General features: G+C 35.1%; 21 protein-coding genes. 5 read left to right on the forward strand and 16 right to left on the reverse strand.

Going from position 1 to position 21219, the window contains the following annotated elements; genetic code table 11:
* Positions 1–114 precede the first annotated feature (114 nt).
* On the forward strand, positions 115–1503 hold the full coding sequence (locus tag ACAM30_RS16665; RefSeq protein ID WP_369615706.1) for a M20/M25/M40 family metallo-hydrolase: 1389 nt from the start codon (positions 115–117) through the stop codon (positions 1501–1503).
* 86 nt (positions 1504–1589) lie between these two features.
* On the opposite strand, the gene ACAM30_RS16670 is transcribed toward ACAM30_RS16665, so the two are convergent.
* The 9 genes from ACAM30_RS16670 to prmA all read right to left on the reverse strand — a co-directional run bounded on the left by ACAM30_RS16670 (position 1590) and on the right by prmA (position 9882).
* On the reverse strand, positions 1590–2690 hold the full coding sequence (locus ACAM30_RS16670) for an ATP-binding protein (protein ID WP_369615707.1): 1101 nt from the start codon (positions 2688–2690) through the stop codon (positions 1590–1592).
* 197 nt (positions 2691–2887) lie between these two features.
* Positions 2888–3571 carry a YiiX family permuted papain-like enzyme gene (locus tag ACAM30_RS16675; RefSeq protein WP_369615708.1) on the reverse strand — a complete coding sequence of 228 codons (684 nt, stop codon included), beginning with the start codon at positions 3569–3571 and terminating at the stop codon, positions 2888–2890.
* Between the two features lie 162 nt (positions 3572–3733).
* Positions 3734–4639: a hypothetical protein gene (locus ACAM30_RS16680; RefSeq protein ID WP_369615709.1), complete on the reverse strand. Its 906-nt coding sequence runs from the start codon at positions 4637–4639 to the stop codon at positions 3734–3736.
* Between the two features lie 18 nt (positions 4640–4657).
* Positions 4658–5476 carry a 3-deoxy-8-phosphooctulonate synthase gene (gene kdsA, locus ACAM30_RS16685; protein ID WP_369615710.1) on the reverse strand — a complete coding sequence of 273 codons (819 nt, stop codon included), beginning with the start codon at positions 5474–5476 and terminating at the stop codon, positions 4658–4660.
* Between the two features lie 602 nt (positions 5477–6078).
* On the reverse strand, positions 6079–6531 hold the full coding sequence (locus tag ACAM30_RS16690) for a 2-dehydro-3-deoxyphosphooctonate aldolase (RefSeq protein WP_369615711.1): 453 nt from the start codon (positions 6529–6531) through the stop codon (positions 6079–6081).
* A 103-nt stretch (positions 6532–6634) separates the two neighbouring features.
* Positions 6635–7312, reverse strand: coding sequence for a lysoplasmalogenase (locus ACAM30_RS16695; RefSeq protein WP_369615712.1), 678 nt, complete (start codon positions 7310–7312; stop codon positions 6635–6637).
* A gap of 7 nt (positions 7313–7319) precedes the next feature.
* Positions 7320–8591, reverse strand: coding sequence for a sterol desaturase family protein (locus ACAM30_RS16700; protein ID WP_369615713.1), 1272 nt, complete (start codon positions 8589–8591; stop codon positions 7320–7322).
* A 63-nt stretch (positions 8592–8654) separates the two neighbouring features.
* Positions 8655–8930, reverse strand: a complete 276-nt coding sequence (locus ACAM30_RS16705; protein WP_026109999.1) for an ATP-dependent Clp protease adaptor ClpS — start codon at positions 8928–8930, stop codon at positions 8655–8657.
* 118 nt (positions 8931–9048) lie between these two features.
* Entirely contained in the window at positions 9049–9882 is an 834-nt protein-coding gene (prmA, locus tag ACAM30_RS16710) for a 50S ribosomal protein L11 methyltransferase (protein WP_369615714.1), read from the reverse strand.
* Between the two features lie 113 nt (positions 9883–9995).
* On the opposite strand from prmA, the gene ACAM30_RS16715 reads away from it, so the two are divergent.
* Positions 9996–11132, forward strand: a complete 1137-nt coding sequence (locus ACAM30_RS16715; protein ID WP_369615715.1) for a hypothetical protein — start codon at positions 9996–9998, stop codon at positions 11130–11132.
* Positions 11092–13431: a hypothetical protein gene (locus tag ACAM30_RS16720; RefSeq protein ID WP_369615716.1), complete on the forward strand. Its 2340-nt coding sequence runs from the start codon at positions 11092–11094 to the stop codon at positions 13429–13431. Before ACAM30_RS16715 ends, ACAM30_RS16720 begins: the two co-directional genes overlap by 41 nt.
* Positions 13432–13557: 126 nt before the next feature.
* Here the strand turns inward: ACAM30_RS16720 and tpiA are convergent, their stop codons facing one another.
* The 4 genes from tpiA to ACAM30_RS16740 form a co-directional block, all read right to left on the reverse strand.
* Positions 13558–14310 carry a triose-phosphate isomerase gene (tpiA, locus tag ACAM30_RS16725; RefSeq protein WP_369615717.1) on the reverse strand — a complete coding sequence of 251 codons (753 nt, stop codon included), beginning with the start codon at positions 14308–14310 and terminating at the stop codon, positions 13558–13560.
* Between the two features lie 71 nt (positions 14311–14381).
* On the reverse strand, positions 14382–14876 hold the full coding sequence (locus tag ACAM30_RS16730) for a TlpA family protein disulfide reductase (protein WP_369615718.1): 495 nt from the start codon (positions 14874–14876) through the stop codon (positions 14382–14384).
* Positions 14877–15285: 409 nt separating this feature from the next.
* Entirely contained in the window at positions 15286–16386 is a 1101-nt protein-coding gene (locus tag ACAM30_RS16735) for a BT_3928 family protein (protein ID WP_369615719.1), read from the reverse strand.
* A gap of 90 nt (positions 16387–16476) precedes the next feature.
* Positions 16477–17019, reverse strand: coding sequence for a DUF1599 domain-containing protein (locus tag ACAM30_RS16740; protein ID WP_369615720.1), 543 nt, complete (start codon positions 17017–17019; stop codon positions 16477–16479).
* A gap of 163 nt (positions 17020–17182) precedes the next feature.
* Here ACAM30_RS16740 and folP point away from each other — a divergent pair, with 163 nt between their 5' ends.
* Positions 17183–18007 carry a dihydropteroate synthase gene (gene folP / locus ACAM30_RS16745; protein WP_369615721.1) on the forward strand — a complete coding sequence of 275 codons (825 nt, stop codon included), beginning with the start codon at positions 17183–17185 and terminating at the stop codon, positions 18005–18007.
* Positions 18008–18180: 173 nt separating this feature from the next.
* The gene (locus tag ACAM30_RS16750) at positions 18181–18828 is read left to right on the forward strand and encodes a hypothetical protein (protein WP_369615722.1); all 648 of its coding nucleotides are present in this window, start codon (positions 18181–18183) and stop codon (positions 18826–18828) included.
* A gap of 72 nt (positions 18829–18900) precedes the next feature.
* Here ACAM30_RS16750 and rlmH read toward each other — a convergent pair whose 3' ends face one another.
* The 3 genes from rlmH to ACAM30_RS16765 form a co-directional block, all read right to left on the reverse strand.
* The gene (gene rlmH / locus ACAM30_RS16755) at positions 18901–19374 is read right to left on the reverse strand and encodes a 23S rRNA (pseudouridine(1915)-N(3))-methyltransferase RlmH (protein WP_369615723.1); all 474 of its coding nucleotides are present in this window, start codon (positions 19372–19374) and stop codon (positions 18901–18903) included.
* A gap of 3 nt (positions 19375–19377) precedes the next feature.
* Positions 19378–19680 (reverse strand): antibiotic biosynthesis monooxygenase, encoded by a 303-nt coding sequence (locus tag ACAM30_RS16760; RefSeq protein WP_369615724.1) that lies wholly within the window; start codon positions 19678–19680, stop codon positions 19378–19380.
* A gap of 89 nt (positions 19681–19769) precedes the next feature.
* On the reverse strand, positions 19770–21188 hold the full coding sequence (locus ACAM30_RS16765) for an adenosine deaminase (RefSeq protein ID WP_369615725.1): 1419 nt from the start codon (positions 21186–21188) through the stop codon (positions 19770–19772).
* Positions 21189–21219: the final 31 nt, after the last annotated feature.

A 21219-nucleotide genomic window follows, 5' to 3' on the forward strand; every position in this document is an offset into this window, starting at 1 on the left:
TTGGGAGTCTATGTTTCTGTGTGTTATTTTTTTCGAAATCGTTACATAAAAATACTAGCAGTTCTAAAGAATTTTGTTCCTTTGTTTAACAACCAAAAAAATGCTATACCACCTATGAAAAAAACAATTCTGTTAACTGCATTAGTTTTAAACGGATTAACATCTTTTGCGCAGTCAAATGATGAGAAAAACATTAAATTATTTTATAAAAAGGCCCTGACCGAGTCTAAATGTTATACCTGGTTAGAATATTTGTCTAACGACATCGGAAGCCGTTTGTCAGGTTCTGCAAGTGCCGAAAAAGCAGTGCAGTACACGAAAAGACAATTAGAAACCCTTGGTCTTGACAAAGTTTATCTACAGGAAGTAATGGTTCCGCATTGGGTGCGCGGCGAAAAAGAAACCGCTTATATTTTAGATAATAAAAAGAAAACGGTAGTGCCAATTTGTGCTTTAGGAGGATCAGTTGCTACCCCTAAAACGGGACTTACAGCTGAGGTAATTGAAGTAAAAGGAATTAAAGAACTGGCTGAGTTAGGTGATAAAGTAAAAGGTAAAATTGTGTTCTACAACAGACCAATGGATCCGGAAAATATCGAAACCTTTAAATCTTACGGAGCCTGTGTAGATCAAAGATATGCCGGTGCAAAAGAAGCAGCAAAATTAGGAGCTGTCGGAACAATTGTGCGTTCGATGAACCTGCGTTTAGACGATTTCCCGCATACAGGAGCCCAAAGTTATGGTGACTTGCCAAAAGAGCAATATATTCCAACTGCGGCAATCAGTACAAACGGAGCGGAGTTGTTGAGTAAATCTTTAAAAGTAAATCCGTCGTTGAAATTTTATTTCAAACAATCCTGTGAGACTTTGCCGGATGTTTTATCGTATAACGTAATTGGAGAAATGACCGGAACAGAAAATCCTGGCAATATTATGGTTGTCGGCGGGCATTTAGATTCCTGGGATTTAGCCGATGGTTCACACGACGATGGAGCAGGAGTGGTTCAAAGTATGGAAGTGGTTCGAATTTTGAAAAACTTAAACTATAAGCCTAAAAATACCATTCGTGTTGTTCTTTTTATGAATGAAGAGAATGGCGGAAAAGGTGGAGCTAAGTATGAAGAAGTTTCAAAACAAAAGAACGAGAATCATATTTTTGCGTTAGAGAGCGATTCCGGTGGATTTTCTCCAAGAGGATTCTCAATTGAAGCAGATGATGCTAATTTCAAGAAAATAGCCGGATTTAAAGACCTTTTTGAGCCTTATTTGGTGCATAGTTTTACTATTGGACATGCAGGATCAGATATCAATCATTTAACCTCTAAATCGATTGTAAAAGCAGGTTTAAAACCGGATTCACAACGTTATTTTGATTATCACCACGCGGCAAACGATAAGTTTAATGCTATTAACAAAAGAGAACTGGAGCTTGGAGCTGCAACCATGACTACTTTGATGTATTTAATGGATCAGGGTGGAATTGTTCTTCCGGCTGCAAACTAAATTGCAAAAATCAAATTCAAAATCCAAATTCCAATAGGGCTTACCTTATTGGAATTTGGATTTTTTTTATTTAGAAATTTATGTGATTAACTTTTAAACGTGATCGTAAATTTTGCCCCTTTGTTGGGATTACTTTCCACGTCAATATGACCGCCAAGATTCGTTACATGATTATAAACCAGATAGAGTCCGATTCCGTTACTGTCTTTGTTTGAGTTAAATGTCTGATGTAATCCAAAAATTTTGTCTTTTACTTTTTCCATATCAAAACCAATTCCATTATCCGAAATAATCAGCTGTGTGGTTCCGTTAATATTAAGGGAATGAAAACTGATAAATGGCAAAAAACCGGGTTTTGAATACTTAATCGAATTGGTAATCAGATTCAGGAATATACTTTTTAAGGAGGTTTTGTTGAAAAGAATTGTTTCTGCCCCTGAGAAATCAATTGAAATTTTTGCTTTCGAATTATGAACTAAAGAATTAATGGAGTCTAAAACTTCTTTCAGCACAGCTTCAAAATTCAGAACTTCCAACTGATCGTCTTCTTCATTTTTTTTATCCAGAAGTGCCACATGATCAATTAGTGTTTTCTTTAAACTCTGAGTAGAAGTTTCAATAATTGAGATGAATTCGATCGTTTCAGGATCTGTAATAGTAGATTTGTCCAGTAGATCAAAAACTGCAAGTATATTGTTTACAGGAGACCTTAAATCGTGTGCTGTAGTATAAGTAAGCTGTCTGAGTTCTTTGTTGAGTTTGGTGAGTTCTGCCAAGTGAAGATTTCTTTCCTGTTCCAGCTCTTTTCTAAAAGTAATGTTTTTGGCAACGGCATAAACTAGTCTGTCTTTGGGAACCGGAAAAGAACTCCATAAAAGCCAAACGATACCACCACTTTTAGTCACATATCGATTTTCAAAATTGTACAAACCAATATCCTGAGTAAGTTCTTTGCGAGCATTTGTCGTACTCAGTTTATCGGCTTCAAGAATAAAATCGTTTATGGGTCTTGAGAGTATTTCTTCTTCCGTATAGCCCAATAACTTAGACATGGAAGGATTTATTCTTTTAAAATATCCATCAAAACCGGCAATACACAATAAATCGGGTGAAGAATCAAAAAAATCTTCAAACTGCGAGAAAAAATGCAGATTATTTTGGGAATATTTAGGTGTGCTATCGAACATAGTCTAAACCTAATTTAAAATTTACACTGCTAAAATAGTATTAAAAAATTAGATTTATGTTTTTATTTTAACTATTTTGTTGAATATTCGTTTAAAAACAATTTAATACGTTGAAGAGTTGTCATAGGTCTAAAAATGTAAGTTTTTAGAAACGAAGTATTTTCGTTTTATTCGTCGATACTGACAAAAAAAGGCTTTTAGTAGGTGTCAATAACCGTTTTTAGGAGGTCAGAATTAGCCAAATCAACAGGTGCGACCACTTTTTCGTCGAGCGGAATGTTATTTCCGTATCTTTCCCTGATTATTTTTTGTACTCTTTGATCGGTTAAATTAAAATCCTTCAACTGTTTCAGTTTTGATAATTCGATGTTTGTGACATTTTTATAAATTTTCCAAATCAGTTCAGAGCAGTAAATTCGGGTATCACTCCACTCAAAAAAAGCATCGTATTCTTTTCCGTCAAATTGCTGGCTGTAGGCCTTCATTTTTTGAAGAACAGCAGGAGTTAAAACTTTATCTGAGTTTTTTAATCGCTTTACAAGATATTTAGAATCTTTTCCATGCTGAATCCATTCGTCAAAAGGAGTAAGTTTTACGGGTTGAACTGCTTCAAAAACAAACCATTTTCCGTTGATATCGTAAATAATACCGCAGTGAGAAAATTTGGAGTTTGTAGCAATTCTTACGGCTTCACATTGTGGAGATTGAGAGGTTTGAAAAATTATATCCCCATCCTGAATTTTAGTTTGTAAAGTCGCTTCTTCCTTTGTTTTGGTATGGGAAAACGGGTTGTTAGGAAAAACCTTCAGGGCAACAAATAAAGCACAGCCAAAACTAAGTAAGAAGGTAATAACCGGAAAGAGATATTTTGATTTTTTCATTTTGTGAAGGTGAAATGTGAGATGTAAAATGTGAGATGTGAAACCTGAAACCTGAAACTTGAAACTTGAAACTCGAAACCTTCAAATTAGCGTGACAAATAAAGGTCAAAAAAAAATAGTTACCAAAATGATAACTATTTTTAAGTATAATTTTAAGAAATATTAGATTCTGAATATTCCTCCGACAGCAATGATTTTCTGAAAAAAGAAAAAATTCTGTGAAGCTCTGTCTTCGGTGTTTTGTGAGGTTCTGATATCCTGCATGTTGATATAACCTCCTTTAAATTCTTCTTGTATGTAAAAATATTTGAAGAAAGTGATGTTGATTCCTGCTTTGGCGGATAAACCATATCCTGAAATATGAAAATCATCATGACGCTGTTTTCCTAAAAGAGTGGTGTTTGTTTTAGGGTATAAAAGTCCTGCACCTAACCCTTCAGTTAAATTAATCTGAATCTTATCCGTATTTCTTATTCCGAACCATTTTGAAATATCATCATGTCTGGAAACCTCAGTGTTAACATAGTTCAAACCGTCTGTATGTTCGTACATTAAGAAAGCAGGACCGTTTTGCTGGATTTCGCCTTTTCCGAAACCGCCTTCCTGAGCACCACCCTGAGACATATCTACAGGTCTGTTGTTGTAAACACCGTTGTAAATAGATCCCGGTTGATCAGCAGGTAAATTAATATAACCATTAACATTAGCGGTTTGATTTTGGCTCATTACGTACTTCATGTGGTCCCAGCCAACAGAAACACTGTAATGGTCGCTAACGAAATATCCCATTCTAAAGTTAGTTTGCGGAATCGTCATGTTTACCGGATTGATATAATCGATATGCCATCCTTTTGGTTTATCATGAGCTTTCATATTTTCAACCGTAAAGTTGTAATCTTTCCCTCTGAAATTCACATCCGATCTGCTGTAAGTGTCTCTGTTTCCTCCCCAGGAAATAAAGAATTTCCCTTTGTTATGGGCGGTATATCTTTGTACTGTAACTTCTTCCTGTGCAAAAGTGTTTGCTGAAAAACACAGCAGAAAGAAGCATAAAATAGTTGTTTTCAATGAATTGGTATTAAGAAATTAAAATGAGTTAACCGTTTTTCTGATGGCTACCAATTTAGTCATTAAACCTTCGAAATAGTCTAAATGAAGCATATTAGCACCATCACTTTTTGCATTAGCAGGGTCAAAATGAGTTTCGATAAAGATACCGTCAACACCAACAGCAATACCTGCTTTGGCAACTGTTTCAATCATGTCCGGTCTTCCGCCTGTAACACCTGCGGTCTGGTTAGGTTGTTGTAACGAGTGTGTCACATCCAAAACCGTAGTAGCGTATTGCTGCATAGTAGGAATTCCTCTGTAATCAACAATCATATCCTGATAGCCAAACATAGTACCACGATCTGTAACCATAACATTTTGGTTGTTACAATCCAGTACTTTTTGTACTGCATGTTTCATACTTTCCGGACTCATGAATTGCCCTTTTTTCAGGTTTACTGTCTTTCCTGTATTTGCAGCAGCTACCACCAAATCAGTCTGGCGAACCAGAAAGGCCGGAATCTGCAGAACGTCAACGTATTGTGCCGCCATTGCAGCATCTTCATTGGTATGAATGTCGGTTACGGTTGGAACGTTAAAAGTCTCTGAAACTTTTCGCAATATTTTTAATGCTTTTTCGTCACCAATTCCTGAGAAACTATCGATTCTGGAACGGTTGGCTTTTTTGAAAGATCCTTTAAATACATAAGGAATCTGAAGATTGTCGGTAATACCAACTAATTTTTCTGCAATTCTAAGAGCCATTTCTTCTCCTTCAATAGCGCAAGGTCCTGCCAATAAAAAGAAGTTGCCGCTTTCAGTATGCTTAATTTGTGGAATATGTTGTATGTTCATAGTATGTTTTTTTGACAGTGCAAAGGTAGTTATGATTTATGAATAGCAGATGAAGATTTATGTTTTTTTTAAGAAGCTAATCGGGTTATCGCTGTGTGTTTTTGTTGAAATCCGGGTTATTTCTTTGATACCAATGTAAGACTTCATGCAAAATCGTAAATGTTTAAGATGAAGGGCAATATTAAGACGTTATAAAAAGATAATAAATGATATTTATCATGTTGCTTGCAAATTAGCAGTATCATGAAAAAATTACTTTTCGTAAGATCGTTTCATGAAGTACTGGATGATCATAACCACTATCAGAACAAACGTAAAAATAAGCGTGAACATAAAAAGTCCAACAAACTCCATTCCGCATCGAAGTGAATTTGGATTTTGTTTGATATATTGATTAGCATTATACGTGGCAATGTAAAAGGAAATAACAGGTACTATTATTTGTACGATGAGACTAATTAGACAAACTGTTCCGAATTTTAAAGATATAGTTTCACCAATTGCTTTTCGACCAGCTATAATTTGAAAAAGTAATGGAAGAATAAGTAAAATTAAAGGTATACTTTCTAACATATTATAATTCTGGAGTGTAATTTTATTCTTTAATTGCTCTTCAAACGCAATCCCATTGGAACCATTAAAATACCTTTTTCATAAATGTTCAGGTAGAGTTTTACAGGTTTCTTTTGCCCGTCCCATTTCAGTTCATATACATTCAGGAATCCGGCACCCATGTCGCTTCTTTTGGTTGGAAAAGGACAGCAGGTTTCTAAGCGGGTATAGGTTATTTTTTCACCATTTGGACCTGCTAAAGCGTTTAAAAAACGAGTTTCGTTTAGAGCTTCATTTCGGGTATTCTGGAAAAAGAGGTTTACTGGATAATCAGGGTCGTAACCGTATTTTTTATCGTTGCTGAAAAGTGTAATGGAGAATGTATTGTCTTTCTTTAAAACAAGATCAGGAGCATTGTCATCTACATTTTTTAAAGTCGATTTTGTGCTTATACAAGATGTTGCGCTGATGACGAGAACAATAAAAAGGGCTATTTTTTTCATGGTTTATTAATGTTGGTCCTACAAATGTAAAGCGTTTTTACTACAGATGATGTGGATTTAAAGATTTACGGGATAAATCTGTTCTATGACTACATTCTGCGAGTTAATCTGCTTTTTTAGTATTTAGTTTTAAAATACCAATTACAATCAGATATTGTGCCACAAGATAGGTAAGCATTATAAAAAAGGAACTTTTTTCGATAGGAGCATGAAATTTATTGAAAGCCAGAATACTATCAGAAATAACAAATGAAACAGCTCCTGCTAAAACATAAAGACTGCCTGCTTTTTTCCAGGTCAGACTACCGTTAAAAGCAAACAGTAACATGGTCGAAATTACGGCTGCATAAATGATTACTGGGATTTTTAATTCACCCAGATTAGGCATCAAAAATATAATCATACCAACTAAATAAAAAGCGATGAACAGACTGCCAATTGCAAAAAGAACTTTATTGATGTGAGTATTTCTTTTTGTCTGTTTGTTGAAGAGAACGCAATACATCAGGTGAGCAATTAAGAAAAAAAGCAACCCTAAAATAAAGTAAATCTCACCAATATCAGCAAAAAGCAGGATGACATCACCCAGCCAGGAAAACAATAATGCTCCCAAAAGGATATTTTTTGACGGAAACTTTCCATTAAAATAAACTCCGAATCCCAATAGAGGTACCAAAACAGGTTTTAGAAACAAGTCCAAATTTTGGTATTCCAGAAACAAAATAATTAGATATAGAATGCTGACAGCAATAAAGGATTTAAAGATGTAGTGATTTCTCATAATCGATTTATGAATTAACAGGTTGAGTTTGGTAGTTTTTAAAATCAATACTTACAAAGTAAATTGTAATTAAAAATGATAAGGTTAAATAGGTTAAAATAACAGGATTGCTAAAGGGGATAACCTGGTTTAAGCCAAACCAGTCTCCATAGTACATGATAATACCAATGGCAATACTAAAGCGCAAACCTTCCCAAAAAATGGCATATTTGCTTTTGTCCATTAACTCACTGTAACTGTAAATGGTAATCAGAATAAAAAAGCCGTAGAGGAAGATATTGGGCAATCCGATTTTGGCAACATTATCAAATAAATAGGTCACAAACAATAGCGTGATCAACATTTGAGTTACCGACCAGTAAATTAATTTTTGAGAATTTTGAGTGCCATATTTATTAAAGGCAAATACATTTTCAATTTTGGTTACCGGATATTTTTCTTCAAAATTTTCAGGTCTCCAGCCGGTGGGTTTAAACCAGATCGTGAGTTTATCTTTCCAGTTTTCGGCACGCCAGGCGTCCTTAATCAGTAAAGTTAAATGCTGAAAATTAATTCGGATAGGGTTCCAGGTTTGTGCCGGTCTTGTAATGCCAAAAACAGGAGGGACATCGTCTAATTCAGCTTGAAAAGTACCAAAAAGTTTGTCCCAGAAAATAAAAATCTGAGAATGGTTTTTATCTAAATATTCAGGATTTATGGCATGATGTACGCGATGGTGTGAAGGCGTAACGATGATGTGTTCCAGAAAGCCCATTTTATTGATGTGTTTGGTATGGTACCAAAACTGTAGAAACAAATGAAGCGGAAGGGTAATGGCTATTACTGAAGCCGGAACTCCTAACAATGCAGCCGGAATCAGTAAAAAGGTAAACAAATTAACCAGACTCGCGATAGGCTGGCGCAATGCACACGCAAGGTTAAATTCTTCGCTGCTGTGGTGTATGGCATGTTTGTTCCAGAAAAGATTAATCTGATGCGCCCATCGATGACTCCAATAGCCGTAAAAATCAATGACAAAAAAGGCAATACAATACGAAAGCACGTTGGCTTCCAAATGATAAAGCGCAATTTTAGAAACCAGCCATTCATACGAAATGAAAGTAAGACTCAATCCCAGGACGTCCTTGACTGAATTGGTAATTCCGGAGCTGATACTCGATACGCTGTCTATTAAAGGAGCGGTGTCGTTCTTTTTATAAATGCCGTATAATTTTTCGATTATAATTAATACTAAAAAAATCGGCGTGGCAATAATCAATATCTTTCCGTATTCTTCCATAAAAAACGATTCTATTTTATTCAAATATAAAATAAAATAGAATCGTTTTTAAATTATTTGCAATTAAACAATTTCGGCGCTTAATCCGGCTTCCAAAAGTTGGGTACATTGCGGTTTTAATTTTTCAATAGGCCCTGTTTTTACAGTGCATTTTCCGTTGTAATGTACAATTAGGGAACATTGTTCTGCTTGCTCTGGGGTATGACTGCAAACACGCATCAAAGTGTCAATTACATGGTCAAAAGTGTTTACATCGTCGTTGTAAACAATGATTTCGTTATTGAAACCTGTCGCTTCCTTTTCGCGAACTCTTTCTCTTACTTTTTCTTTAGTACTCATTTTTTTAGGTTTTTGTACTGTTGTAATTACTAATTTTTTGGTCACAGCGTGCACAGATTGAATCGGAATTTAAAAGATTGATATCTGCGAACTATTTAATAAACAGATAATTAACTATCTAATTTACGTATTTTAATGAAACCCAGTTATTTCTTTGAAACTTTTTAACATATGTTAAACCTTTTTCGGTGCAGGAAGCATCGATAAAAGGAATGTCTTCCTCATAAAAACCGCTCAAAAGCAGTATTCCTTTTGGATTTAAACAATCAACATAACGCTGCATATCGTTTAGTAAGATATTTCGGTTGATGTTGGCAATGATTAAATCGTATTTTTTCCCGGCTAGCAAGGCGGCGTCGCCTTCATAAACGGAGATGTGCTGGCAATTATTGCGTTCAGCATTTTCGATAGAGTTCAGGTAGCACCAGTTGTCGATATCGATAGCGTCGATTGGCTGAGCACCTTTCATTTCGGCTAAAATGGCTAAAATAGCTGTTCCGCAACCCATATCCAGAGTTTTCAGATCTTTGACATCGATTTCCAGTAAATGCTGAATCATCATGTGCGTAGTTTCATGATGACCGGTTCCGAAACTCATTTTTGGTTCGATTACAATATCAAATTCAGCATTCGTTTTCTCATGAAAAGGAGCACGAACATGGCATTTTCCGTCTACATCAATAGGTTCAAAATTCTTTTCCCATTCCTCATTCCAGTTCACCTGATCGATTTCTTCAATAGTGTATTCGATCTTGAATTCTTCGGATTGTAAAATATAAATGTCGTCCAAAATATTTTCGTTCCATAAATCTTTTTTCACGTAAGCCGAAATTCCGTTCTCCGTTTCCGTAAAAGTTTCAAACGCTTTTTCGCCTAATTCAGCAATTAAAATTTCTGAACCCGGTTCTTTTGGCTCAATTGTAAAATGGTACCCTAAATATATATTCGACATAAAAAAAATTTTTGCAAAGGTAAGAATCCAAAGCAAAAGTTGTTCATAAATAATCAATATCCTTACCTTAATTAATGTTAATTTTGATTGGAATTTGTAAGGATTTTTAAAATATGAAGAATATCATTTTTATTTTGCTCTTTGTGGTACTTAACGGAGCAACTTGTGAGAAGGAACATGAAGTGGTTCGATCATTTTGTTACTGGAAAACCGATTTGAATTTTGAAAGAGCAGATGATTCGTTGATAAAAGACTTGAAAGTAAAACATTTGTATGTTCGTTTTTTTGATGTAGACTGGAATCCTTATGCTAAAGAGCCTTTGCCGGTTGCAAGTCTTAACGATATCAGATTAAATGAAAGCAATCCTGAAATTACACCCAGTATTTTCATTACGAATGAAGTGGTTTTGCAATCCGGAAAAAAGCAGCTGGACAGTCTGGCGGTAAGAATTGCCAAACGTATTGAACAGATAGGATTGAAAATGAATGATTCAAAAGCCGAGAAAATAGCCGGCTCGATCGTGTATCCAAAAGATTATTACAAGCAGGAGAATCGCAAACAGTTGAATTATGATTCGGTAAAATCAGCTGAAATGGCAAAATTGAAAGTTGATTTTAAAGAGATCCTGATCGATTGCGACTGGTCAGAAAAATCAAAAGACAATTATTTTTACTTGTTAAAGCAAATCAAAAAAAGCTATCCAACGACCGTGGTTTCGGCTACCATAAGACTCTGGCAATACAAATATGCTTCAAAAGCCGGAATCCCACCCGTAGATAAAGGTTTGCTGATGTGCTATAATTTGAGTAAACCGGAAGATTTTAATACCAAAAATTCTATAGGAACCAGCGAAGAATTGGCGCAATATATTACACACGACAAATATGGTTTGAAACTTGATATTGCTCTGCCATTGTACAGTTGGGCGGTTGTTTTCAGAGGCAATCAGTTTAAGGGAATTTTATCCGATTATGAGAGGATTCAAAAGGATACCGTTAAATTAAAAAAGGTATCAGATTCTAAATATATACTGCAAGACGACATTCTGGTAGGACAGACTTATTTGAGAAACGGGGATGAAATCAGGATTGAGAAAATTTCTGAAGACGAACTAGACAAAATGATTTCGATCGTAAAAAGTAAAATCCCGATCGACAATCAGACAAAAGTGACGTTTTTCTCTTTCGATAAAAAATACATCAACGATTATGGAACTCAAAATATATCCGGTTATTATGCGCGTTTTTAGCCCTTTACTTTTTGTTTTTAGTGTTCAGGTCTCTTTGGCCTGCGGATGGAGTGTTTCGCCGGAAACCAGCAGACTGGCTTTGTTTAAAGCACAGCGTGAAGGCTTTTTTAAGCTGACACCCTTTTATTATTCGGCCGATAATTATTACGATACAAGTACGATTTCAGGTGTTGATCAGGAATTGAATTGTGCGGAATGGAAGAGAAAACTGGGCAGTAAGGTAGATCCAAAAGACGTACATGTTATTTTGTACGAAACGGATGCTGAGAAATTTGAAACTGCTTATGAAACTAAATCGCTGAAAAAAGTTTTTGATAAGAACACTTTTATTGAAGCCTTACTGCTTTCAAAAAATAAAGTACTTTTAAACTATATTTTGTTTGCGAAAAAATTAGAATACAACAGCAATCCTGATGTAAAATGGGAGTCATGGGGTAATATTGGCTATGACAGTAAAGATCATAAAATAGCCGATGTTAGTGATTTCGAAAAGAAAATCAGAACGGCAAAAGATTCTTTTTTAAAGCAGCGTTATGCCTTTTTATTGTTGAGATACAGCTTCTATGCTTCTGATAAGAATGAAGTAATTCGTTTGTACGATACTTATTTTGCAGACGATAAAAACACAATTTTAGCGCCCTGGGCTTTGTACTATAAAGCTTTGTGTGTGGAGGATTTAGCTTTACAGAATTATTTGCTGAGTAAAGTGTTTGTTTCCTGCGAAGAGAAATCATTTGCGGTTTTACAGCACTACAACTGGAAATTAACTACAGAGACTTTGGCATTGGCTCAAAACGATGAAGAGCGCAGTGTGATCCTGACTATCGAAGGCTTACGCAATCCGGCACCGGGATTGAAAACCATTCAGGAGGTTTATGAGTTGAATCCGAATAGTTTGTATTTGAGTTTTTTGATCGGGAGAGAAGTGAACAAGCTTGAAGATTGGATTTTTACACCGCAATACACCAATGACGGAACTCCTTCGGTTGTTTTTGACAGTACGGTCTGGTATGAAAATTATGCGAAAGCAAAAGAGGAGAATTTCAAGAAAGATATTTTGTATTTGAGAGAGTTTGAATATTATCTAATTTCAATCAGAGAGCAGACTTCAGGGGAGCAAAAAGACTACATTACGGCAGCGATTGCACAGCTTTGTTTTATAGGAGACGAAATTGATCTGGGAAAGAAATACACGGATATGATTTCAGAAAAAGCCAATGCTTCGATACAAATGCAGAAGAATATTCAGTTGGCATTGGTCGCTTTAAAGCAGGACGATTTGAAAAATAACGAAGTTCAAAATCAGCTTTTTAAATATTTTGATTCGGTTGAAAATCTGGTGGAAACCGATTTAGGTTTGTTTAAGAATTTATACAGTTTGTACCGAATCGCCAGCAAAGATTTTGCAAAAAAAGGCGATCGCGTGACAGCAGGTTTACTGGCTATGAAATCGGATATTAAAAACGAAGGAGAATACTCAGCCTACAATACACCTTATTTTTACAGCTACATAGGATATTTTGATCGGAATAATGCAACTGAGGCAGATATTGACCGTTTGATAGCCCTTCAGGAGAAAAAAGACAAAACACCTTTTGAAAGGTATATCTGTTCCGGAACGATAGCGCCAAATGTTAATTATTACAAAGATCTGAAAGGAACAATTGCGTTTCGAAATAATAATTTAGAGCTGGCTTATCAAACTTTTGCAAGTATGCCAAAAGATTTCTGGGAGAAAAACTATGTTTATAAAGATTATTTAAACGAGAATCCGTTTACGCCCAAAATTCTGCAAAGAGATACAGAGCGAAAGTTCAACTATCGTTTCAATAAAGCGGATTTTATCGCGCAGTTAATTCAGTTGAAAAAACAAAACACCGCCACAAGTAATCTGAAACTGGCACATGCTTATTTTAATGTGTCGTATCTGGGGAACTCCTGGATGATGACTGCGTACGACTGGACATCGGGCGAATCGTACGTGGATTATGTGTACGGAGATAATTCGGAAAACGAAAAGAAATACCAAAAAGGCAACTACTATAATTTGACGATGGCGAAAATGTATTACGAGAAAGCCCTGAAAATGTCTAAAAATACCAATGAAAAAGCCTTAGCCAGTTTAATGATTTTTGAATGCAATTATTACAATCACTACGCCAATATTGTCTCTTCTGAGGAAGAAGAAAAGAACCCGTTTAAAGCAGGCCAGGAGTTGATTAATTTCTATTCGGTTTATAGAAAAACCCCTGCTTTTCAAAAATACAATTGTCCTTTGTTGGAATCGTATCTTAAGTAAAGGGAAGCAGACAGGTCATAAAAAAAGCGTTCGTAAAACCGAACGCTTTTTTTTATGAGGTAGTGAGATTCTAAGTTGCTAAGATTCTAAGATTCTGAGTTTCTAAGATTCTAACAATCTAAAGATCTAGACAGCAGTAACAATTGCTAAAAAGTCATCCGCTTTTAAAGCTGCACCACCAATTAAACCACCATCTACGTCTGGTTTAGAGAAGATTTCTTTGGCGTTTTCAGGTTTAACAGAACCACCGTAAAGAATAGAAACTTCGTCAGCGATGTCTGTACCAAATGCTTTACGAATAACCTCTCTGATAAATTCGTGCATTTCCTGTGCTTGCTCCGGTGAAGCCGTTTCTCCTGTTCCAATTGCCCAAACTGGCTCGTAAGCCAAAACAATTTTAGACCAGGATTCTTTTGCGATGTGGAATAATCCGTCGCGCAATTGGTTTTCAACAATATTAAAGTGATTACCAGACTGACGGTCTTTTAATTCCTCTCCGAAACAGAAAATTACAGTCATGTCATGTTTTAAAGCAGTATCTACTTTATTGGCAATTAAAGCATCTGTTTCGTGAAAAATAGCTCTACGCTCAGAGTGACCCAGAATTACGGTATTTACGCCCACACTGATCAACATGTCAGCAGAAATTTCTCCTGTAAAAGCACCGCCTTCAGCCTGATGAACGTTTTGCGCTGCAACACCGATAGTAGTGTTTTTTAATTTGGTAGCTGCTGCCTGCAAGTTTACAAAAGTTGGTGCCACAATTACTTGTGCAGTAGTTTGTGCAGGTATTTTAGCGATTAGTTCGTTTAATAATTCTTCAGTTTGTGCTGCGTTTTTATGCATTTTCCAGTTTCCTGCGACAATCTTTTTTCTCATTGTGGTAGTTTTTATTTTTTGCTTTTATTTTGTTCTCGTTTATCATTGCAATTGCAACGAATGTTGCGGTTTTATTTTAAACCTTTTAATGTTTCATTGATTTTATCAAAATCTTTCTCAATGGCACGATATAGTACAATTTTTCCGGTTTTGTCTACAATGATGTATCTCGGAATCCAGTCTAAATCAATTGCTTTTCCAAAAACACCTTTCATACCGTCGTTCATCATGAAATGATCGCCTTTTAACTCATGTTTTTCAATTCCGGCTTTCCATTTATCAGCAGTTTTGTCCGCAGAAAGGAATAAGTACGAAACAGTAGGGTTTTTAGCTTGTAATTCTTTAAGCTGAGGCATTGCTTTTACACAGTCGCCACACCACGAAGCCCAAACTTCAATTAACAAAGTTTTGCCTTTGTATTTTTTTAGAATGTTTTTGAAAGCAACCTGACTATCATCAGCTGCTAATAATTTTTCAGACAAAGCATCTTTAGAAAAACTGGTTTTCTGAGCCTGTGAGCATGAAAAAGTGATAAATGCAATAAAGATTAGCGTTATTTGTTTCATAGTGGTAAATGATTTTGAACAAAGTTAAACAAACAAATGGAAAGCCAATCGGACATTAACAAAAATTGAAGACTCGTTTATTTTATCACAAATCAGCCAAATTCGGTTAAAAAAAGCGGAGTGAAATCGTAATAGTTGAGAGAATAAACTTCAAATTGGAATAAATTTTTAAAAGTAAATCCGGAAAAAAGTAATAAAAGGAATTTTTTTTTGAAAGGAAGAGTGTTTTTGACGGTAAAAAAACGTCAGATTGATTGAAAAAAAAGCCCCTCTTGAAATTATTATTTCGATGGGATTTTATTCATTTTTATAAAAGAAACTAAAAGATGTAAAAATAAAAAGTCCGCAACATTTTTATAACGTTGCGGACTTTGTAAAAATCTTATAACCTTTGTAGCTGAATGCTATTTTATAATTTTAAATCGCTGATATCGTTGTAATGTACTTTTTGAACCACAGTTCCTTTTTGCAGTACTACAATACTTGGATTAGCTCTTTCAATTGTTTTTAGAGTAGTGGCGTCACAGAAATAGAAATCAACATCTAAACCGTATTGTTTTTTGGCTTTTTTAATTTCATCGGGACCAGAAGCGGTCATTGCAATTACTTTATAACCTTTGGTTTTAGCTTCTTTGTTCAGTGTTTCTAATTTTTTCATTCCTTCAGGATTAGATAATGTTAGATCATACGTCACAAATACCAATAATTTAGGCTCTTTCAATAATTCGTCTTTGTAATCAGAATCATCTTTAGTCATCGTGAAATCGTGAATTGGCGGTACATAACCTTCTGTAATCACTTTGTCTTTACGGTCTACAAACACAGCACCTTCCGGAATGTTCATCAGGTCTTTTTCTGTAAACTCTTTGTCAACACCATTTACTTTGTAAATGAAAATCATTTCCACAACAGATTTTGGAGCGCCTTCCGGAATTTCCATTCCCTTCTCGATATTGCTTCCTACTTTATACGGACGGAAATCTTTGATTGGATTATGATTAAGTACCCAAACGGCCATAATAACACACAAAACGATACTTATTAAAGTGAGAATATTGGTAACGGCTTTTGAAAATAAAGGTTTTACCAGTTTTTTATTGATGAATAAGATCAGAATAAAGAAAAGTAAAACCACATCTTTGGTGAAAGATTGCCAAGGAGTTAAGTGTAGTGCGTCTCCGAAACATCCACAGTCTTTAACCACATCAAAATAAGCAGAGTAAAAAGTAAGGAAAGTGAAGAAAACGATTAGGAGTAATAAAGCCCAAATCGTAAGTTTTGATTTGTATCCTACCAATAACATCACACCCAGAACTACTTCCAGAATTACTAAAAAGATAGCTAATCCTAAAGCCAATGGCTCCAGAAATGGCATGTTGAAAACCGGCTCACTGAAATACTCGGCTAATTTATAGGAGAAACCAACCGGATCGTTTAGTTTAATGAGTCCGGAAATAATAAAAAGTACTCCGACAAATAATCGGGAGAATTGAGTAAGAATGTTTTTCATAAAAATAATGATTTCAAAATTTCAAAGCTAAAATTCCAAATCCCAAAAATTTATTTAAAAGTTGGAATTTGGAATTTTAGTTTTTGAATTTTATTTGTTTATTGGATTTAAGATTAAAGCGAAAACAGAATAATTAATCATATCCTGATAATTGGCATCGATACCTTCCGATACTATAGTTTTACCTTTGTTGTCTTCGATTTGTTTTACGCGAAGTATTTTTTGCAGAATCAGATCCGTCAGAGAACTTACACGCATGTCACGCCAGGCCTCGCCGTAATCATGATTTTTGGCTTCCATTAACTCTTTGGTTAGCTTCACCTGAGCATCATAAAGTTCGGTTGCTTTTTCAACATCTAAATCAGGCTGATCGACAACTCCAAGCTCTAACTGAATCAGTGCCATGATCGAATAATTGATGATTCCTATGAATTCGCCTTTTTCATCTTCGTCTATTTTACGGACTTCATTTTCCTGCAGACTTCTGATTCTTTGTGCTTTTATAAAAATCTGATCAGTCAGGGATGGCAATCTTAATATACGCCACGCACTGCCGTAATCTTTCATTTTATTAATAAACAAAGTACGGCAAACCGTAATTACATTATCAAATTCAAGGGAAGTATTCTTCATTTATTGCTGTATATTTGCTAAAAATTTCTTCAAAAATAGGGATAATATTAAAGAGTTTCAAGTTTCGGGTTTTCTTTGTTTCAAGTTTTTTCTAAACAAAGTGTTAACGCCGGATTTTGAAACCTGAAACTTGAAACCTCAAACGAAAATAACAAAACATACCATGACAATTAATTGCAAAGGCCAGCTTATAGATTTATCGATTCCTAAAGTAATGGGAGTGATGAATGTAACACCGAACTCTTTTTTTGATGGAGGGAAGTACAAAAATGAAGAGGAAATTATCTCAAGAGCAAATATTATATTGTCTGAAGGAGCTGATTTTATTGATTTGGGAGGGTATTCCAGTAAACCTGACGCGGAGTTTGTGTCTGAACAGGAAGAGATTGACCGTGTTGTTCCTGCGATTGAATTTATTTTAAAGCATTTTCCAGATGCTTTACTGTCGATTGATACGTTTAGAGGCGAAGTTGCCAAAGCAAGTATAGAAAGCGGCGCAGCGATTATTAACGATATTGCTGCCGGTGAACTGGATGATAAAATGTTTGATGTTATTACAAAGTATAATGTGCCATACATCATGATGCACATGCGCGGCAACCCGCAAACGATGCAGACTATGACTCATTATGACGATATTATGAAAGAAATGCTGTTGTATTTTTCTGAGAAAGTGCAAAAAGCAAGAAGTTTGGGAATCAATGATTTGATATTGGATCCTGGTTTCGGCTTTGCTAAAACAACCGATCAGAATTTCGAAGTAATGCAGAAAATGGAACTTTTTAATGTATTAGAATTACCCGTTTTAGCAGGGATTTCAAGAAAATCAATGATTTATAAAACGCTTGGTGTTACACCGCTGGAAGCTTTAAACGGAACAACGTTTTTAAATACCATTGCGTTAACCAAAGGAGCAAAAATTCTTCGTGTTCATGATGTGAAAGAGGCGGTGGAATGTGTTACTTTGTTTAATAAACTGAAAGTTTAGTACCGGCTTGTCATTCCGAGGAACGAGACTCGAGCGATGGCGAACAGGCGAAGCAAATCACATTCGTTTATCGGCAAGGATTGGCGACATTCTGTACGGAGTTTCTTGTGCGATTTCTCCTTTCAGTCGAAATGACAACTTGGTGTAAATTCTATATCTAAAAAGAATAAATTATGAAATATTTCTCTTTGCTTTTAATCTGTTTTTTATTCTCCTGCGGGAAAAAAGAAGATGTTTTATTGCCAAAATCGAACGTTACAATCGTAAAAAATGTCGAAGATCTTTCACCAATTTATGTCTTCTTCAAAACGGAAGGAAAAGATACTATCGCCGATGTGAACCGAAGAAACAGTATCATTTCGACCAATTGGATTTTCAATATTGACAAGCGCCTGCCTTTAAAATTAGTTATTCCCGAAGTAATGAAATTGCAGGAAAAAAAGCGAGGAGAGAAAGCTCATAAGAATGAAAAAGCCGAAAACTATTACTCCTACGCCGATTCCATCGGAAAAAATCTTGCTTTTATACCTTTCACAAAAGTGTATTATAAAATGGAGATCGCCAATAATAGAAGTCAGTTGTATTTTAAAAAGAACGGGATGATACGATACAGCGGAAGAAAAACATATGATTTTCCTAAAAAAGATTTGCCAAAGTTTTTAGACAGTTTAATCATTAATCCAAAAGCGCAGATTACTTTTTCATTTGATAAAAATATATCTTACGGAGAATATATTCAGTACAAAACGTTCCTCGAAAAATTAGAATTAAAGCAAAAATCTCTTGTTTTTATAAATAAGGAAGAAGAATATATTTTTTAACATTAAAAACAAAGTTTAAGCATTTCATAGATAACTTGAAACCTGAAACAAAGAAAACCTGAAACAAAAAAATTATTGATGATGATAAGGTTCATTCCTTAAAATAGTAAATCCTCTATACAGTTGTTCAATAAAAAACAAACGGACCATTTGGTGGGAAAACGTCATTAACGAAAGTGAGATTTTGCCTTGTGCTTTACTGTACACCGTATCCGAAAATCCATAAGGACCACCAATCACAAAGACGAGAGTTTTGATGCCTGAATTCATTTTCTTTTGTAACTCTTCAGAAAAACCAACGCTGGAGAAGTTTTTACCGTTTTCATCCAATAGAATAAGCTGATCTGTTGACGAGAGTTTTGATAAGATCAATTCACCTTCTTTTTCTTTTTGCTGGCTTTCAGATAAATTCTTAACATTTTTGATATCCGGAATAATCTCCAGATCAAATTTGATATAAAACGACAAACGTTTGGTATAATCGTCAATCAAAGTTTGAAGCGATTTATTGTCTGTTTTGCCAATGGCGAGAAGTTTGATATTCATTCCTTATTTTTTGTTTTCAAAAACCGTTTCAAAATGTTCTACAATCGGAAAAGGTTCGTAGTAATGGTGTAAGATCTTTTTCCATTGCAGATAAGCCTCAGAAGTTCTAAAATCCACCGTATGATCTTCAAGAGTATTCCAGTCTACCAATAAAAGATATTTATTTTCGACTTCAAGACATTTTTCTAAACGATGTCCTATGTATCCGTTTATAGTCGAAATGTATTGACTTGCTTTTGTAAAATCAGCTTCAAATTGTGAAGCTAATTCTGGTTTAATAAAAAGAAATACGGCTTCCAAAATCATATTTTAAAGTAATTTGATCTGCTATATTCGCTAAATCTGTGTACAAATACTTCACGCAGATTTAGCTGATTCAGCAGATTTTTTTTGTACTAGTTTTTAGAAAATTTCGCTTCGAAAGCTTTAAAACGGTTGTCCAGATCCTTAATCAGTTGTTTTTTAACCGCTTCATCCTGAATAAAACTGTAGTTAATACTGTTGTACACATATTGTTTTATCGTTGCATACGAAACATCAGGGTATCTTTTGGCTAGTAAAACATATTGTTCTGTCATATTAGTTCTTAAAATCCCTGCATCGTCTGTACTAATTACAATTGGTACATTAAATTCTTTGTAAAGTGTAAACGGATGTCTGTTTTCCTTCACTTTTAAAATGAACTCATTACTTGCTAAATTGATCTCGATTGGAATGTTTTTTTGAGCCATGTGACGTAATAAATCATAAGAATTCGCCTCGTAAGCAATATCAACACCATGTCCAATTCTGTTGGCTCCCGCGATGTAAATGGCGTCGTTAATGTGCCAGGTTAAATCTTCCGGCTGAACCAGTCCTAAAGTTAGTTCGCCTGCATGAAGCGTGTATTTTACGTTAGGAAATTTAGTATGGCAGTATTTAAACATCACCATGTGCAGCCAGTAATCCTTCATGGAGTTTTCACCGTGTTCAGGAGAAACAATGTTTACACCTGCAACCAATTTACTTTCGTTGGCAGAAATAAAGGCAATCGTCAGGTTTTTAAACAAATCTACAGGATCCATAAAGCGAAGCACAAAATTTTGATAACGCATGGTAAAACGCTCGTCGTCAATTTTCAGATCCTTGTGCAGTTTGGCAATAAAATTAGTATTGAAGTCAGCAGCATATTTTTTAGCTTCTTTCTTTTGAAGTGATTGGTACAATTCGTCTAAAAGTTTTAAAGCTGCTTTTTCATCTTTCTGAGCCACAGTCTGACGAAGTTTTGCATTGAAATCAGCAAGATCAGAAACATTCATATCACATGGAATCGTTGATAATTGAGTTTCGATATAACTCACATTTTCAGTCAAAGCACGTTTTTTTAATTCCAGCATTCCTTCGGCGAAATGACCTTTGATTGTGGATTCGAATTTCTGGAAAGAATCAAAAAATAAATCATCAGAAGGAACACTTACACCATTATAATCTTTAGCCGACCAGGCTTGTATGATCTGCTGCTCATAATAGGCTAATTTTCCATCATTTTTTATAGAAGAGAAAGTTTGCCAGTTGCCTTTTGAAGGTTTGGTTTTTGATACCTCCATCGTTTCCGTATTCAGATAAAAATCTTCTGCAATAGCTCTTTCCAAAAGAGGTTCTGCATAAATCGATCCGGAAAAGTGATGGTGTAAATCTCCGCCTTTTGGCATTTGTTGGAAGAAAGCTGTGGAGAGCGCTTCGTTATTTCTTATTTTTTCTAAATAACTATCAGCTGTTTGAGAAAAGCCGATTTGTGCTATAAAAATACAGAAAAGTGTAATTATCCTTGTCATACTCTAAGTTTAAATTACATGCAAATATACG

The sequence above is a fragment of the Flavobacterium sp. CFS9 genome, from assembly GCF_041154745.1.
GTDB lineage: Bacteria > Bacteroidota > Bacteroidia > Flavobacteriales > Flavobacteriaceae > Flavobacterium.